Source organism: Ferrimonas gelatinilytica (genome assembly GCF_039544205.1).
In the GTDB taxonomy this organism is placed as follows: Bacteria; Pseudomonadota; Gammaproteobacteria; order Enterobacterales; family Shewanellaceae; genus Ferrimonas; species Ferrimonas gelatinilytica.
The window spans coordinates 1-16,001 of the sequence record NZ_BAABLF010000024.1 but is presented as its reverse complement, the minus strand read 5'-3'; the positions used below and the strand labels follow the sequence as shown (position 1 = coordinate 16,001).

Here is a 16,001-nt window from a genome sequence, read left to right as displayed (position 1 = left end):
CAAGTAAGGGACAAAAAAATGCACGGATTTAATTGGTTACAGGGAGTAACAAACCAGTTTTCACGCGGGGGACTGGTTCTGACCATCTGCGGTTTGATGGCCAACAGCGCTTGGGCTGCCCAACTGACGGAGTTGCGATACCAGGGGCAGGTCGGTGAGCAGATGGAGATCGAGTTCGAGTTCGACGGCGCAGTGCCTGAGCCGGAAATATTGATCGCGAGCTCTCCGGCGCAGTTACAGCTGAGCTTCCCGGACAGCGATCATGCTCTGGCGGTAGATTCGGTGCCAATCAACAGTCGTGGGGTTACCGATATCCAGTTTCAGGAGAAAGAGCAGGGCCTCGGTGTGCTGGTCAACCTGGATCAGATCGCCCCCTATCACACCCGAATCGAAGGGGACCGCTTTTACCTGGTCCTGAACGATACCAGTGGTACCGTCGAAGGGGCGTCCGCCTACATGAACCGTATCGAGGAGATTAATTTTCATCGCGGTTCGGAAGGTCAGGGCGAACTGACCCTTGGCCTCTCCTCTAACTCTGCAGCGGCCAACATGGAACGCGTCGGCGCTGACCTAGTGGTGACCCTGTACAACATGGAGTTGCCCGAGGATCTGCTCTATGTCGTGAATGTGGAAGACTTCAATACTCAGGTGGTGGGTTTCGAAACCTTCAGGGACGGCAACAACTCCCTGATCCGCCTGGATATGGGCGGTATGGGCTTCGATTACGATTACCGCCAGGAGGGGGCTCGTTTCATTGTTTCCATCTCTTCTCCTGAACAGCCCGCAGAGCCCGAGGAGAGCTATTCCGGCAGCGTGCTGTCGATGAACTTTCAGGACATTCCCGTCCGGACAGTCTTGCAGGTAATTGCGGATCACAACGACTTTAACCTGGTCACGACGGATTCAGTATCCGGAAACCTGACCCTGCACCTGGATGATGTACCTTGGGACCAAGCGTTGGAGATGATCCTCAAGATCAACGGTTTGGATAAGCGTATCGAGGGTAACATCCTGCTGGTCGCCCCCCGTGACGAGTTAGCGGCACAGGAAAACCAGCAGCTGCGGGATCAGAAGGAGAAGCTGGAAGTTGCACCTCTGTTCTCCGAGTACATCCAGATCAATTACGCCAAGGCCGGCGATATCATGAACCTGCTGTCTGGAGAGTCTGGCACCCTGTTGTCTGATCGCGGCAGTGTCTCGGTGGATGAGCGCACTAACACGCTGTTGGTGCAGGATACGGCCGAGCGACTGGAAGATATCTATCGTCTTGTGGAGGTGTTGGATATCCCGATTAAGCAGGTGGTGATCGAGTCTCGCATGGTGACCATTCGGGATAACATCAATGAAGAGCTGGGGATCCGCTGGGGCGTGAGCCATCAGGATGGACGACGTGGACTCTCTGGCCGTCTCGAAGGCGCTGATGAGATAGCGAATGGCAATACCCCTAATGTGGCTGATCGTCTGAACGTGAATCTCCCGGTTTCAGAGCCTGCCGGAAGTATCGCCTTCCACGTTGCCAAACTCGGCGATGGTACTCTTCTAGATCTGGAGCTGTCTGCGCTGGAGCGGGAAAACAAGGGGGAGATCATTGCCAGTCCCCGCTTGACCACGGCCAACCAGTTTACTGCCTTCATTGAGCAGGGGGTTGAGATCCCGTTCGTTCAGTCCACCTCCAGCGGTGCAACGTCCGTCGAGTTTAAGAAGGCGGTTCTGGGCTTGACGGTGAAACCTCAAATCACCCCGGACAATCGCATTGTGCTGGACTTGACCGTAACTCAGGATACCCGCGGAGAAACGGTTCAGACGGCGACAGGCCCTGCGACCGCCATCGATACCCAGCGGATCTCGACCCAGGTGTTGGCACGCAATGGCGAGACTATTGTCCTTGGCGGCATCTTCCAGCAGCAACAGCTCAACACAGTCTCCAAGGTCCCTGTGTTGGGAGATATCCCCTTCGTGGGCTACTTCTTCCGCAACACCAGCGACTTCACCGAGAAAAAAGAGCTTCTTATCTTCGTCACTCCCAAGATCGTGACCGAAAAGCTGTAATTGAATAGAGGGCGGTGCATTGCATCGCCCTCTATTGCTTTGCGGCGCCTTTCCCTGCGATAATCTGCCACCAAAATTAGCGTCAAAGTGGGTAATTTTCCTCCGCCATCATGGTGGTCGCTAGCGTAGTGTTCTATTAACTCGACTAAAGAAATGGCTGAAAAAAGAAATATCTTTCTCGTTGGCCCTATGGGCGCCGGCAAAAGCACCATCGGTAGACACCTGGCCCAAATGCTTCATCTGGAGTTTTTTGACTCAGACCACGAGATCGAAGCCCGCAGTGGGGCTGATATCTCCTGGGTGTTTGATGTTGAGGGTGAAGAGGGCTTCCGCAAGCGCGAAGCGCGGGTCATTGAAGACCTGACTGAAAAGCAGGGGATTGTTCTGGCCACAGGCGGTGGCTCGGTCATTTCCAAAGAGGTTCGTAATCGCCTCTCTGCCCGCGGAATCGTGGTCTATCTGGAAACCACTATCGATAAGCAGGTTGCCCGGACACAACGGGATAAACGTCGTCCCCTCCTGCAGGTGGATGAGCCCCGTGAAGTGCTGGAAAAGCTGGCCGAGGAGCGGAACCCGCTCTATGAAGAGGTGTCGGACATCGTGGTCCGTACCGACGAGCAGAGTGCAAAAGTGGTCGCTAACGAAATCATAGAGCGGCTCGGATTCTAATTTCCCGGCGAGGGCACCATGGAAAGGATCGACGTCCAGCTGGGCGAGCGCAGTTACCCTATCGTTATTGCGCCCGGACTGCTCTCCAGCGGTGAACAATGGATTCGTCGCCTCAAGGCATCTCGCATGCTGGTTGTGACCAACGATGTGGTTGCCCCCCTTTATCTGCAAGCAACACGTCGACTGCTGGAAGCCGGCGGTAAGCGTGTTGATGAGCTGATCCTGCCGGATGGTGAACAACACAAGACGCTGGCGACTCTGGATAGCATCTTTTCCCATGCCCTGTCTCAGGATCTCGGACGAGATTGCGCCCTAGTGGCACTTGGTGGTGGGGTGATCGGTGACATGACCGGTTTCGCTGCCGCCTGCTACCAGCGCGGGGTGGACTTCATACAGATCCCCACTACGCTGCTGGCACAGGTGGACTCCTCGGTTGGCGGCAAGACTGCGGTTAATCACCCTCTCGGGAAGAATATGATCGGCGCGTTTCATCAGCCGGTACTGGTAATGATGGATACCTCTACCCTGTCGACGCTTCCTGAGCGGGAGTTCGCGGCGGGGATGGCGGAAGTGATTAAATACGGCGTTCTGTGGGATGCGAAATTTTTTCATTGGCTTGAGGTCAACGCCTTAGCATTGAAATCCCAGCAGAGTGCGGCACTGGCTTATGCGATCCGTCGTTGCTGTGAGATTAAAGCGGAAGTGGTGGCTCAAGATGAGCGAGAGCAAGGGGTTCGTGCTCTGCTGAATCTGGGGCATACCTTTGGTCACGCCATTGAAGCAGAGCAGGGCTACGGAGTCTGGCTGCATGGTGAGGCCGTAGCAGCGGGGATGATGCAGGCATCGCAGCTTTCCGAGGCGCTCGGTTGGTTGCCGGGTGAGCAGGTGGCTCGCATCCGTCAGCTGCTGCTGGCTTTTGACCTTCCTGTCTGTGGGCCCAAAGGGATGAGTGCTGATGAGTATTTGCCTCATATGCGCCGGGATAAGAAGAGTCTTGATGGCCAGATCCGATTGGTGCTCCCGCGTGAGATTGGACGTGCCGAGGTGGTTTCAAGCGTCTCTGAACCTCAGCTGCGGGCCTTCCTTGCTCGTGTTTGATCGCGCTGGTGGGGATTGACGTCGGGACGACCACCGCCCGGTGAGATAACCACTCACTGAGCTTCTCCAATAAAACAAGTAGATTCCTTGCTTTTCGCAGACACGGTTGGCAGATGACCAAATCCAGAGCCTTTCTCAAGTGGGCCGGTGGCAAATATAAGCTGGCAGACCAAATTGCTGCCCGATTGCCCGATTCCGAAACCCTGGTCGAACCCTTTGTCGGTGCCGGATCGGTATTTCTGAATACCCAGTACAGGCGCTATCGACTCAGTGACATCAATCCGGACCTAATCGGACTCTACCTGACCCTGAAGGCCGACCCCGATGCCTACATTCGGGAGGCGCGAAAATGGTTTGTGGATGTCAATAATGACAAGACGACCTACTACGGGATCCGCAGCGAATTTAACCAGACCCATGAGCAGTTTGGTCGTGCGGTACTGTTTCTCTATCTGAATCGTTATGGCTATAACGGGTTGTGCCGGTACAACAAGTCCGGTGGCTTCAATGTGCCCTTTGGCTCCTACAAGAAGCCTTACTTTCCGGAGAGGGAGCTGTGGTTCTTTGCTGAGAAAGCTCAGAGTGCCGAGTTCTATTGCGAAAGCTACGCCGAATCCTTTGCCCGGGCCGGTTCCGGCGACGCCGTATACTGTGATCCGCCCTATCTGCCTTTGTCCACCACGGCCAATTTCACCAGTTACGCTTCAGGGGGGTTCAGTCTCGATGATCAGGCCCTGTTGGCGGACTGCGCTTTGGATGCGGCACAGCAACGTGGCGCAACGGTGTTGATCAGTAACCACGATACGCCGTTGGCACGAAAGCTCTATCATGCGGCGGAACTGGATCAGCTTAAGGTGACGCGCTCCATCAGCCAGAGTGCCAGCGGTCGAAAGAAGGTGGATGAACTCTTTGCGCTTTATCGGCCTTGAATGGTTTTACCTGGGAATAACCCACTGAACCACGCCGATCAGCGCGAGGACAAAAAGCACGATCACGACTAAACCGGTCAATATGAAGGGCTTTGCTGAGGAGGCCTGGAAATCCCGGCGACGGTTGCTTTCACTCTGTACGCCAAACAGCGCGGCGAGCACGCTGAGCACTATTCGGACCATGAGTCTCGAGAGGGGCGATACAGCAGCTCAAGGAGATCAACGAAATGAAACTGGCTGTTGTCACTGCCTAAAATCCAGTGGCGCCAGTTCACGTTGATATCGTCGGCGAGACAGACCTCTTTGGCATCACACTGGGCCTGATGCCAGCTCATACTGGACAATCCCAGCACCACGATAAATGCCGCGAGCCCACACTTTTTGCTGAGTCTGAACACAATCGTCTCCCAGGCAACCTAGGAGACGATTATATCAGCGCGGTTAGCGCTTCGCTATGCAGATGTTGCCAGCTTGGGCTCGGGCTTAGAGATCGAAGCCCAGGGTCCAGGAGACTAGGACGACAGGATCAACATCGCTTTCGTCCGTATCGCTGATCATGAAGGCGAAATCGCCCATCTCTGTGCTCTTGTTCAGAGAGATGTTGTAGTTCAGGTAGTCTTCCAGCAGGGAGTCGGAATCAAAAAAGTAGTTACCGACAGCAAAGCCAAGACTCAGGGAGTCGGTGATACCCCACTCGGCGGTTCCCTCTATGTAGAGCCCTTTGTCGAAATAGGTCTCATCGGCTTCCTCATTGGTGGTGTAGGCCAGGCTGAAGCCGAACCAGTTCCAACCAAAGCCGGCATAGACCTCACCGAAATCCAGGCTGTCTCCATTGGGGTAGGCATAATAGACGTAGCCCACATCGTAGCTGAAGTCTCCAGCTTCGCCGCTGTAGCCAGCGTAGAGATCCCATTCGTAGGTCGCATCGTCGCCGAAGTCGATGTTGGACACCCAGGTGCCAACGTAGATCCCGACATCACTGGCATAGTCCAGACCGCCAAAGATGGAGGGTTTACCGTCTGTTTGACTGACACCGCGCCACAGATAGTCACTGGCGACGCCGACATTGGCCGTGCCTTCAGCGTACGCCGGGGCAGCAGAGAGGCTGGCCAACAGGAACAGAGAGCCGAGCGTCCGAGTGATTGCGTTTTTCATCATCCTTTTCCCTTTTATTTCCAAATGATGGGCGATGCCCGATATCAAATCTGTCAATGGGTCAGGACCTAGGGGGGTACTTGCTACAGTAGAGGGTTTTGGGTGAGTAATACAACTGCAGCATAAAAAGCGATTTGGGTCTGATAACGCAAAACGATTAACATGTCGACGCAGTTAAACCAATTAACAGTGAGACGGGAATGAAACAAGCTTTGATCTGTCCTTCGATATTATCCGCAGACTTTGCCCGCTTGGGTGAAGAGGTTGCACAGGTTATCGAAGCGGGTGCTGACGTGGTGCATTTTGACGTGATGGATAACCACTATGTACCGAACCTGACGATTGGCCCCATGGTCTGCCAGGCGCTGAGACGTTATGGGATTCAGGCCCCCATCGATGTTCACCTCATGGTCAAACCGGTGGATCGTATTATCCCCGACTTTATCAAAGCCGGCGCCTCCATCATCACCTTTCATCCCGAAGCTTCAGAGCATGTTGATCGCACCCTGCAACTGATCAAAGAGGGAGGCTGCCGGGCGGGGCTGGTATTGAATCCGGCAACGCCGCTGCACTACCTGGATCACGTGATGGATAAGTTGGATGTGATCCTGCTGATGTCGGTCAATCCGGGATTTGGTGGCCAATCTTTTATTCCGACGACGCTAGAGAAGATTAAGGCGGTGAAGCAGCGCATCGAGGCCAGTGGCCGTGATATCCGTCTGCAGGTTGATGGTGGCGTCAAGGTGGACAACATCGGTGAGATCGCTGCCGCTGGCGCCGACATGTTTGTTGCCGGCTCCGCCATCTTCAACCAGCCCGATTACGGCCAGGTGATCGATCAGATGCGTGCGGAATTGGCGAAGGTCGGTGCGTGATGGCGCTGTCAGAGGTCCGAGCCATCGCCTTTGACCTGGATGGCACCCTGATCGACAGTGGTCCGAGCCTGGCAGCCGCGGCGGGGCAGGCATTAACCGACCTTGGACGTCCGGCGTGCGATCCTCAAAAGGCGCTGGGATGGATCGGCAACGGGGCCGAGATGTTAATGCGGCGGGCCTTGGCCGATGATATTCGTCCGGATCCGACCCTGGATGAATCACTGCTGGAGCAGGCCTTAGATCGCTTTCACCATCATTATGCGGGCCACAAGGCTGGACCTGAACTGCTCTATCCAGGCGTCGCCGAGACCTTGTCCCAGCTGAAACGGCGCGGATACTCAATGGCGCTGGTAACCAATAAACCCGCTCGCTACCTTCCGAGTTTGCTAAAGCAGTGCGGGCTGGCCGATTACTTCGAGCATTGTTTTGGTGGCGACTCCCTTTCCCGACGAAAGCCCGATCCCTTGCCGCTGAACACCCTGTTATCAAGCTGGTCACTGTCGCCGGAGCAGATGCTGATGGTGGGAGATTCCCGTAACGATATCGAGGCGGGTAAAGCGGCGGGTTGTCCGACCGTGGGGATGAGTTATGGCTACAACTACGGGCTAGACATTCGCAGTCTGGATCCGGATCATGCGCTGGATAACTTTGACCACCTGCTGGCCCTGCTGCCGGCGTTAACAGAGACTGAGATCCAATGAGCAAACCTGTCGTTTTAAGTGGCGCCCAACCGTCGGGCGGTCTGACCCTGGGCAACTACATGGGCGCGCTGCGTCAATGGGTCAACCTGCAGGACACCCACGACGCCTTGTACTGCATCGTGGATCTGCATGCGATTACCGTTCGTCAGGACCCGGAAGCCTTGCGCAACGCCTGCATGGATACACTGGCACTCTACCTGGCGGTGGGGATCGATCCCGCTAAAAGCGCGGTGTTCGTTCAGTCTCATGTTCAAGAGCACACCCAGCTGGGCTGGATCCTCAACTGCTACACCCAGATGGGTGAACTCAACCGGATGACCCAGTTCAAGGATAAGTCCTCCCGCCATGCCAACAACATCAACGCCGGATTGTTCAGCTACCCGGTCCTGATGGCGGCGGATATCCTGCTTTACCAGACCAACGAAGTCCCGGTTGGCAATGATCAGAAGCAGCATCTGGAGCTCTCCCGAGATATCGCGATCCGCTTTAACAACCTCTATGGCGAGGTGTTCACTGTTCCGGAACCGCACATTCCGGAAACCGGTGCCCGCGTCATGAGCCTGCAGGATCCCACCAAGAAGATGTCCAAGTCGGATGACAACGCCAACAACCGAATTGGCCTGTTGGAAGATCCCAAGGTGATCACCAAGAAGTTCAAGAAGGCGGTGACCGACTCGGATGATCCGGCCGTAGTTCGCTTCGACATCGATAATAAGGCCGGTGTGTCTAACCTGATGAGCATCTACTCGGCGACCTCAGGTAAGAGCTTTGCCCAGATCGAGGCGGAGTTCGAAGGCAAGATGTATGGGCACCTGAAAGTGGCGACCGCCGAATCCGTGGTCGCGATGCTCGAGCCGATGCAGGCCCGCTTCACGGAGATCCGCGCCGATCAGGGGTATCTCGATCAGGTGATGAAGGCCGGCGCAGAGAATGCGCGCGAGCGTGCTGCCAAGACCCTGGCCAAGGTGTATGACGCCATTGGCTTGCCGCCGATGCCGCGCTAACTCTTGGCATCATGCCCACCAAGAAACCGCTCGAAAGAGCGGTTTTTTATTGCCAGTTCCTCTTTTCTCTCGCCCTGCCTGCATCGCTTTTTGCTCTCAAACCCTCATGTCATCCAGAGTCCTGGCACGAAAAAGCCGCCCAACGGGGCGGCTTTGGATTTCTGGGTGTCTCTAACCCTTTAACGAACCGGGGTTACGCCTGGCGACGACGCCATCCGGTCAGGGCCAGCATCAGTAGGGCCAGGTAACCCAGTGAACCGCTGCTGCTCTTGGACTCCGGCTCCACAACCTCGGGGGCCGGGGCCTCGACGCCATCGGAAAGCACCTCCAGCATGAAGCTGGTGCTGGCAGCGTCACTGGGGTTGGCCATGTCGTAGACAGTGACCGTTACCTCAGTGGTGCCGAACCAGTAGGCTTCCGGCGTGATGTCGAAGGTGGCACCGGACTCGTTACCATGAACGGTGGCACTGATGTGCTCGCCGCTGACTTCGATGCCGTTGGTGGTGCCACGCAGATCGTGGTACATCACCGAGAGTCCTTCCAATGTGCTGTTCTCCTCCATCGTCTGATCCGCCAGGGCAGCCAGGGTGATGTTGCCGGGAACGTTCAGGCTGTGGCTGACGGTCACCAGTTCGGAGTCATCGTAGTGGCTCTCGACAACCACATCCCCGATGGTACCGGTGGCAGCGCTGTTGATGCGAACGGTGAAGTTCAGTTCGACAGCGGACTGCTCCGGGCCACGATAATCCGCACAGATTACGGTGCCGGCGCTGATCTTCTCGTCCACATCGTTATAGGCAAAGCCGTCGTTGTACCAGCCGCTGTATGGGCCCATGGTACCGCGCTCACCCCAGAAACCGTGCAGCCCGACAGAGCCCAAGTTGTTGTTCGCCGATTCCAGGGCATCGTAGGCGTAGATCATCTCATAGTCCCCGGGCTCGAAGTTGAGCTCGGTGGAGATGATCGCCTCGATGTTGTAGTAGGCATCCTGATCTGGCGTGCTGCCGATCTTAGGGTGCCGGAACTCCTCACCGCCATCCCACTGCACGACGTAGTGCTTGCCAGTAACGATAGCGTAGACACCGTTGATGTATCGCTCACGCTCCCGGCTGAATTCTTCATCGGGCATCATGATGTCGCCACGCCACAACGGGGCAACCATGGTGTCGGGAGAGAATTGGAAGCTGTCATTGAACTCTAGGTGGTAGCTACCCCGATCCCGCAACTCGTCGAACTGGACGTAGCCAAAGGGTGAGAAGGCGATGAAGTCACGCATGTATCGCGGTTCATTGCCGTATAGGGGCACGTTCGGGAGGCCGTTGCTGCTCAGCGGTATGTACATCACCTGGTTGGAGTAGCCACTGATCCCTAAGGGGTAGTAGCCCGCTTCGTTGAGGTCAAAGAAGGTTGGGTCATCTCCGTAAGGTACCTTACACATCGGGTCATCGGCGTTGGTGCTGAACACGTAATGACGCGGCGTGTCCTGAGAGGATGCCTGGGTACCGCTGATGATCAGAGTGTTACCTTCTACCGTCAGGGCCTCTTGCGGAAGGCCAACAGAGCCCAAGGTGACGCTATCCTCAATGAGGGTGAAGGTGCTGGGCAGTGTCGTAGTGAGACGGAAGTCTCGTTCGGCACCGAGCAGGTTGGGGGCCAGTGACACGCGGTAGTCAATCAGGTCACCTGCCTTGGCCGCACTTTGCGAGGCCGTAATCTCAGTGTCGGCACCCGTATGGCGCAGTTTGACCGTGAACTCACCCAGGTTGCTGTCGTTGTAGGCGTCGGAGCCCAGGCCAACGACGCCATAGATAAGATCCCCCTCTTCCGCCTCGGGCAGGTCGTAGTTCAGCTTCAGGCTGAAGGGCTCCAGGCCATCCGTGCTCGCCGGACCTTCGACGGTCAGGTTGCCGCCATCGGTATCGGGAATGATGGCCAGGCTGGCGAGAATGCGATCTTTACCGTTGTCCGGATCTAAGTATTCGTACTTCCAGTTACCGATCACCGCCCAGTAGGTGCCAGGCGCAGGATCATTGATGGCACAGAAGTCCCCCATGTCGGTCCAGGAGTAACAGATCGCTTCCTCTGCCCACTGGATTTGACCGTCCATGTTGACATCCATACCCATATCAAGGGCCGTAAATGCCATGGGGTCCGCTTCGGCGACCTCCAAAATAAGGCGTTTGGTGCCCTCGGGGACCTCGAAGAAGATCACCTCATTGCCGGGATCCGCTGTTACCTCCTCGGTGGTGTTCCGGTCATTGTTGATGCGAGTGTCGGCGCGGGAGAGCATCAGTTCATGACGAACCGCCTTGGCCATACCGCTCACGCGGTAGTTGAAGGACTGGATATCATCGGTCTGGATCGGCTGAGTCAGCAGGTGACCCTGTTTACGATGAATCGGGCCTCCCACCTCCAGTGGCAGGCCATCACCCTCGTAGCGCACGCTCAGTGGGAGATGTTGCTCAGAGAGGTCACTTTGCTGGGGCGTCAAGGTGATGCGTCCTGGGAGGACGATCTGTGAGCTATCGACGCCAACGGCTTCGACATCCAGGATCTCGGCAGAAACCACCACGGATTGGGTTTCACCGGCCTTGAGGCTAATCTGCTTGGGCATAACATCGACGGAAAGCATCTCTGCCCCCTCGATGGGCATGGCCTCTGCGCTCAGATCCCAAGTGCCGTCTTCCGTTGCGGTGAAAGTCCGCATCCAGGTGCAACTGCCGGCGCAGCTCATATTGAAGAGGTAGGGAACGTTAAGGTTGCTTGGAGTGCCGCCATTGCGGGGATTCGCTGCACGATAGTTGCTGGCGCTTTCATCCAACAAGAGGCCAGCCTTCTGTGCCCGGGCCACGTTGATGACGCCGCTGCCTGCATCATCATAACCAGCGTTGACCGGGTCATAAGGGTTGCCATCCCTGGAGCGGGTGACTCCCTCGATGGAGGCGGTGGTCATCAGGGCGGACTGGATCATCGCCGGTGTCCAGTCGGGATTCGCCTGTTGCAGCAATGCCATGGCACCGGCAACGTGCGGGGCCGCCATGGAGGTACCACTGATCGCCGAGAAATCCGCAGGCAGCGGCGAGGCAGAGAAGGGCATCTCGTCAGCATAGGCTGCGTAGATATTGACGCCCGGTGCGGCGACGTTGGGGGACATCACATCCGGCACTTGCAGGTTCGGGCCCCGGGAAGAGAAGTCCGCGACGTAGTTGGCGGAACCCATCTCGACATATACCTCGGAGTCGGAGATGGTGATGGTATGGCCGGTTCCGGCTCTTAGCCAGTCGTCCAGACCGTAGTAGCCGTTACTGGAATCGCCGGAATAATCGCCATGGCTAATGTGGATCCCTGGGATCATAAAGGGGTCGTTGCTGATGCTTTCGCGCGAGCTGGCGTTGCGCAGGATCAGGCCACCGGCACCGCCGGCCGCCACATTGACCGCCTTGTCGACTCGGGCGATGTCGCCCCGTTTACAGATCACAATAGGTGCAACGTCGCCGGGCCAGGGATTACCGCTAGGATCGACCGCGAAAAAGTCTGCCGGGAAGGCGTCGTTACACTTCTCGTATTCCCAACCGTAGGCCTTGGCATCCACCAGCGGCCCGGTATAGCTGCCGGTGATCCCGCCACCGCTGATATCGGGCATCGCCTGATCGCCGCCGGTGGCGTTGGTGAGGGCTTTATTGACTTTGAATTCCCGGCCGTGGGTGGTGGCGGCGACGGAGGTGAGCCAGGGCGACAGGTGGTCGATGGCTCCACGGGCTTGACTTGCATATTCAGGATCGTAGGAGTTACCGGCGGAGGCGGAAACGGAGATCCCCGCTTCCCGGGCGGCCAGGAAAGCCATCTCGATGGGGCTCTCCCAGGGGAAGGCGCCGAAGGTGGTGCCGATAGAGTAGTTGATTACATCAACGCCATCGGCGATGGCGTCTTCGATCCCCGCCATCAGAGCGGAGCCGGGGCAGCCGGTGTATTCGGTGGTGTAGCTGCCGTCACCGGGGAAGCACACCTGGTACATGATCACATTGGCTCGAGGGGCAACGCCGGACACCATGGGGAGTTTCAGGCCGGTGGCGAGCCCGTCGGACTGTTCGGTAAATTCTGGGACCAAATAGTCGACGTCGTAAAGCGTATTACCTGCGGCGGTGGAGGCGGTGTGGGAGCCGTGGCCATCGTAATCTTCCCCGTTGGCGGGACGCTTGGGATCGGTGATGTTCCACCAGGGTTGCTCAGGCTGGAAGGCGGCGTCCCAGTAGCTGTCCGTGATCACCTCGTAGGAGCGCACCCCGATCAGCTTGTCATTACACATGGAGACGAACTCGTCGTTCTCACAATCACCCAGGTAGACCCCCTCGCCGAGGGGGTTGGTGAAGGTGTAGCCATCTGCTGGCGTGTCGGAGAAGGAGGGGTGGTCGGTGTTGATCCCGGTATCCAGGACCCCGACGACAATGCCTTCACCGCGATATTCGGTGCCAGCGACGCTGCCGCTCCAGAACTGGTCAGCACCGATATGCTCTGGGCCAACATCGGTGTGCAGTTGATGGATCTGTTCCAGGGTGACACTGCGTACGCCAGGCTGCTCGGCAACGCTGGCGGCCTGATCCTGGGTCATGCGGATGGCCATGCCGTTGAAAGCGAGGCGATATTGTCCCAGTACTTTGGGGTTGCTGCCGACGATGCCGCTGATCTGGCTGAGCAGGTCAGCCTGCTTGACGTTCAGGTAGTCGGTATAGGCCTGCACGGCCTGGCTCTGTACGTTCAGCTTGTTAGCGTTATGAGCGTTGAGAGAGTAGGGGGTATTGTTTTGACGGGGCGCCGTTGCCTGAAGGTGAGCAATGCCACCCTGGTAAAGGGCCGCCGGCTTGTCCGCCAGTTCGATAATATAGGTCTGCTCACCGGTCAGGCCATCCTGAAAACGGAAGGGGACTTTATCGTCGGCGCTGACGGCGATGGCGCGATGGATGTTTCTGCCGTAAGCGTTCTGAGAGGTGGTATTTTCAGAGGAATCGCCGCGAGAGCGATCTTGCTGCATCGCTTCGTTATAAAGGCGCACTTGGTCAGTGATCTCGATATTGCGAAATTCACTGCCTGTGTCTAACTGGGTTGATGCATTGGCACCCGCAGCGCTGTACAGCGCGGCCAATGTCACCAGTGTGATCTGCTTTAATTTCAAGGTAGTACCCTCTGTGTCTGGTTCGACACTCCCTGGAGAAAAGTTCGGTTGATTCCCTTCGTGCGCCACCCGTTGGCTCGGGGGTAACACGGACAGCAGGGTCAAGCTCTGTCTTTTTTGCTTGCGCGTGGGCGCCTCCTCATGTTGCAAAGATGTAATGGCTAATGCCAATGCAAAATAAGTGTCGCCCATATGCTTTTGGTGCATGGGTCAACGGAATGAAATTCGACAGTGAAAGATATAAAAATCTTGCAATTTCGCCATTTTATCTGGCTTATTGGGGCCTTAATGCGAATAGATTGGCTCGGAAGCCAAGTGACGCGCGGCCTGATTCAGGCCGTTAAGGGAATAGCCAATATCATGGAATGAGACCGTTTTTATGCGTACGAGTACGATGGAGATCCGCCACCTTAAACACTTTTTAATGTTGTGCCGGAAAGGGAGCTTCAGCGCAGCGGCGGAAGCCTTGCACTTGAGCCAGCCAAGCCTGAGCAGAAGCATTCAACGCATGGAAGAGTTACTGGATGCCAAGCTTTTAGACCGTCAGCGTGGCGGGGTAGAGCTCACGCCCTATGGTGAGTCGGTATTGCGCCACGGAGAGCGTATTCTTCGGGATGTGCGTCAACTCAGCATGGAGCTCGAATTGATGCAATCGGGGGAGTGGAGCGAGCTTGCCTTAGGTGCCAGCCCCATCCCTGCGCAGACGTTGATTGGGCCCATCATCGGCGAACTGACTCGGCAGCACCCCACCCTCAACCTGGAGCTTCGCGTGGATCATTGGCGACGTAGCCTATCGCGCTTAGAAGCCGGCGAGTTGAACTACTTCATCGACGAGATTGTCGCGACCGGGCTGGATAAACATGAAGCATTGGAGATCACCCCGCTCGCGCCCATGCCTGCGGTGTTCTGTTGCCACGCTCAACACCCGCTGCTGGCCCGCCCGGAAGTGACTGTGGCGGATCTGTTGCAATATCCGCTGGCGCTGCCCCACCATCTGCCGCCGGAATTTATCGAAGCCCACACCCATGGCCTGCAGTTGGATCCCATGGTCGCGGGTCGCAGACTGATCCGCTTCGACCAGTTTCTCACCGTAAAGGCGGCGCTGTACGACAGTGATCTTCTTGCTCTGACACCTCTGGCCAGTGTCCATACGGAGTTAACTTCCGGCGCCTTGCGGGTGCTGCAGGTATCAGATCTGGAGCCGATCACTGCGCACTATGGCGTGATTTCTCTGAAGGGACGCATTCAGCCACCGGCAGCGGAGCGCTTAACCCAGGAACTGGTGCAGACAGCCCAGAAGATCGTGAATTCAGCGGTGCCACTGTACTGACGTTGAGGGGCTGAAAGCGCTATCGGCCTTCGCATGAGCAGGATTGATGCGAGGGTGACAAAGCTTCGCTGTTGCGCTGCCGAGCCTGCTGTTAGGGTGTGTGACATCAATCACGCACCCAGTGCAAAATGAGGCTTAAAGAGGTATCTCATGATTCAAGGTATTCAAATTACTCAATCGTCCAATGCTGATCTGGTTAACAGCATCTGGTTAATCGATGAGGAGAATCAGCAGGCTCGCTGTCTGGCGGCCAAGTCTGGCTACGAAGCCGATCAGATTGTTGCCCTGGCTGAACTGGGTGAGTACGAAGGGCGTCAGGTGAACATCCAGGCTCCGCCGGTACGCGAAGGTGGCCAGCACCTGAACGTCAACGTACTCAAGCGCGAGACCCTGCTGAAAGTCATGGAAGCCCGTGAGCGTATCGAGAAAGGCGAAGCCAGCAATGACGACTACAACGTACTGTCAGACAATGCTCAGTTGACCATTCGTGTTTCCGGATACGCAGTACGCTTCAACTCGTTGACCCTGGAGCAGCAAAAAGATGTGATCACCCGGACCTTCACTGAGTCCTTGTGAGCCGCTGTTAGTCCAGCGACACACCGAGCTTTGCACATTAATAGGATTTCATCTCTCCTCCCTGCAAAGAAAATAAAGCGGCCATCCGAAAGGGTGGCCGCTTTATTTTGTCTCTATTAGATACAAATAGGCCCGGTTGTGTGGATAACTCTGTACATAAGCCGGTAGTTGCTGGGGGTTTGTGCGGTCGAGAGAAAACGACCGACAACCTCTTGCGGAAACGAATTCCCTCCCTATAATGCGCTCCCTGTCGACGGGGCACAGCGAGCGACTCAGTGAGAGGCTAAGCGGCGTCACCAAAGGGGTTTCGGCCCGACTGGTTAAAACCTCGACGGTCGAGCGGAAAGTTGAAAAACGGCCTTGACGACCACGGAGAACAGCGTAATATACGCCTCCTGCTTCGGCAACGAAGCCAAGCCCAAGCGGGCTGCTCTTTAACAATTTG

Annotated in this window: 13 protein-coding genes; 9 read left to right on the top strand and 4 right to left on the bottom strand. The window is 56.5% G+C overall.

From position 1 onward, the window contains the following. Positions 1-18: 18 nt before the first annotated feature. The 4 genes from ABD997_RS12360 (at position 19) to ABD997_RS12345 (ending at position 4,745) form a co-directional block, all read left to right on the top strand. Positions 19-2,049, top strand: a complete 2,031-nt coding sequence (locus tag ABD997_RS12360) for a type IV pilus secretin PilQ (protein WP_345317356.1) — start codon at positions 19-21, stop codon at positions 2,047-2,049. A 153-nt stretch (positions 2,050-2,202) separates the two neighbouring features. Continuing rightward, complete coding sequence (gene aroK / locus ABD997_RS12355; RefSeq protein WP_345317355.1) at positions 2,203-2,718, top strand: shikimate kinase AroK; 516 nt, start codon at positions 2,203-2,205, stop codon at positions 2,716-2,718. Positions 2,719-2,736: 18 nt separating this feature from the next. Next, entirely contained in the window at positions 2,737-3,816 is a 1,080-nt protein-coding gene (gene aroB / locus ABD997_RS12350) for a 3-dehydroquinate synthase (protein WP_345317354.1), read from the top strand. 113 nt (positions 3,817-3,929) lie between these two features. Next, positions 3,930-4,745: a Dam family site-specific DNA-(adenine-N6)-methyltransferase gene (locus ABD997_RS12345; protein ID WP_345317353.1), complete on the top strand. Its 816-nt coding sequence runs from the start codon at positions 3,930-3,932 to the stop codon at positions 4,743-4,745. A 6-nt stretch (positions 4,746-4,751) separates the two neighbouring features. Here ABD997_RS12345 and ABD997_RS12340 read toward each other — a convergent pair whose 3' ends face one another. From ABD997_RS12340 to ABD997_RS12330, 3 genes are all read right to left on the bottom strand, one after another. After that, positions 4,752-4,928 (bottom strand): DUF2970 domain-containing protein, encoded by a 177-nt coding sequence (locus tag ABD997_RS12340; RefSeq protein ID WP_345317352.1) that lies wholly within the window; start codon positions 4,926-4,928, stop codon positions 4,752-4,754. Then, positions 4,916-5,080 carry a hypothetical protein gene (locus tag ABD997_RS12335; RefSeq protein WP_345317351.1) on the bottom strand — a complete coding sequence of 55 codons (165 nt, stop codon included), beginning with the start codon at positions 5,078-5,080 and terminating at the stop codon, positions 4,916-4,918. The genes ABD997_RS12340 and ABD997_RS12335 overlap by 13 nt, the downstream gene beginning before the upstream one ends. A gap of 148 nt (positions 5,081-5,228) precedes the next feature. Further along, positions 5,229-5,903 (bottom strand): TorF family putative porin, encoded by a 675-nt coding sequence (locus ABD997_RS12330; RefSeq protein WP_345317350.1) that lies wholly within the window; start codon positions 5,901-5,903, stop codon positions 5,229-5,231. 197 nt (positions 5,904-6,100) lie between these two features. Between ABD997_RS12330 and rpe the strand changes: the two genes are divergently transcribed. Genes rpe through trpS form a run of 3 tightly spaced genes read left to right on the top strand, consistent with a single transcriptional unit; the run spans position 6,101 to position 8,480 of the window. Next, positions 6,101-6,775: a ribulose-phosphate 3-epimerase gene (rpe, locus tag ABD997_RS12325; protein ID WP_345317349.1), complete on the top strand. Its 675-nt coding sequence runs from the start codon at positions 6,101-6,103 to the stop codon at positions 6,773-6,775. Then, positions 6,775-7,476 (top strand): phosphoglycolate phosphatase, encoded by a 702-nt coding sequence (locus ABD997_RS12320; RefSeq protein WP_345317348.1) that lies wholly within the window; start codon positions 6,775-6,777, stop codon positions 7,474-7,476. The genes rpe and ABD997_RS12320 overlap by 1 nt, the downstream gene beginning before the upstream one ends. Further along, complete coding sequence (gene trpS, locus ABD997_RS12315; RefSeq protein ID WP_345317346.1) at positions 7,473-8,480, top strand: tryptophan--tRNA ligase; 1,008 nt, start codon at positions 7,473-7,475, stop codon at positions 8,478-8,480. The genes ABD997_RS12320 and trpS overlap by 4 nt, the downstream gene beginning before the upstream one ends. A 193-nt stretch (positions 8,481-8,673) precedes the next feature. On the opposite strand, the gene ABD997_RS12310 is transcribed toward trpS, so the two are convergent. Next, on the bottom strand, positions 8,674-13,650 hold the full coding sequence (locus ABD997_RS12310) for a S8 family serine peptidase (protein ID WP_345317345.1): 4,977 nt from the start codon (positions 13,648-13,650) through the stop codon (positions 8,674-8,676). Between the two features lie 379 nt (positions 13,651-14,029). On the opposite strand from ABD997_RS12310, the gene ABD997_RS12305 reads away from it, so the two are divergent. Both ABD997_RS12305 and ABD997_RS12300 read left to right on the top strand, forming a co-directional pair. Then, entirely contained in the window at positions 14,030-14,980 is a 951-nt protein-coding gene (locus ABD997_RS12305; protein WP_345317344.1) for a LysR family transcriptional regulator, read from the top strand. Between the two features lie 150 nt (positions 14,981-15,130). Next, entirely contained in the window at positions 15,131-15,556 is a 426-nt protein-coding gene (locus tag ABD997_RS12300) for a glycine radical domain-containing protein (RefSeq protein WP_345317342.1), read from the top strand. Positions 15,557-16,001: the final 445 nt, after the last annotated feature.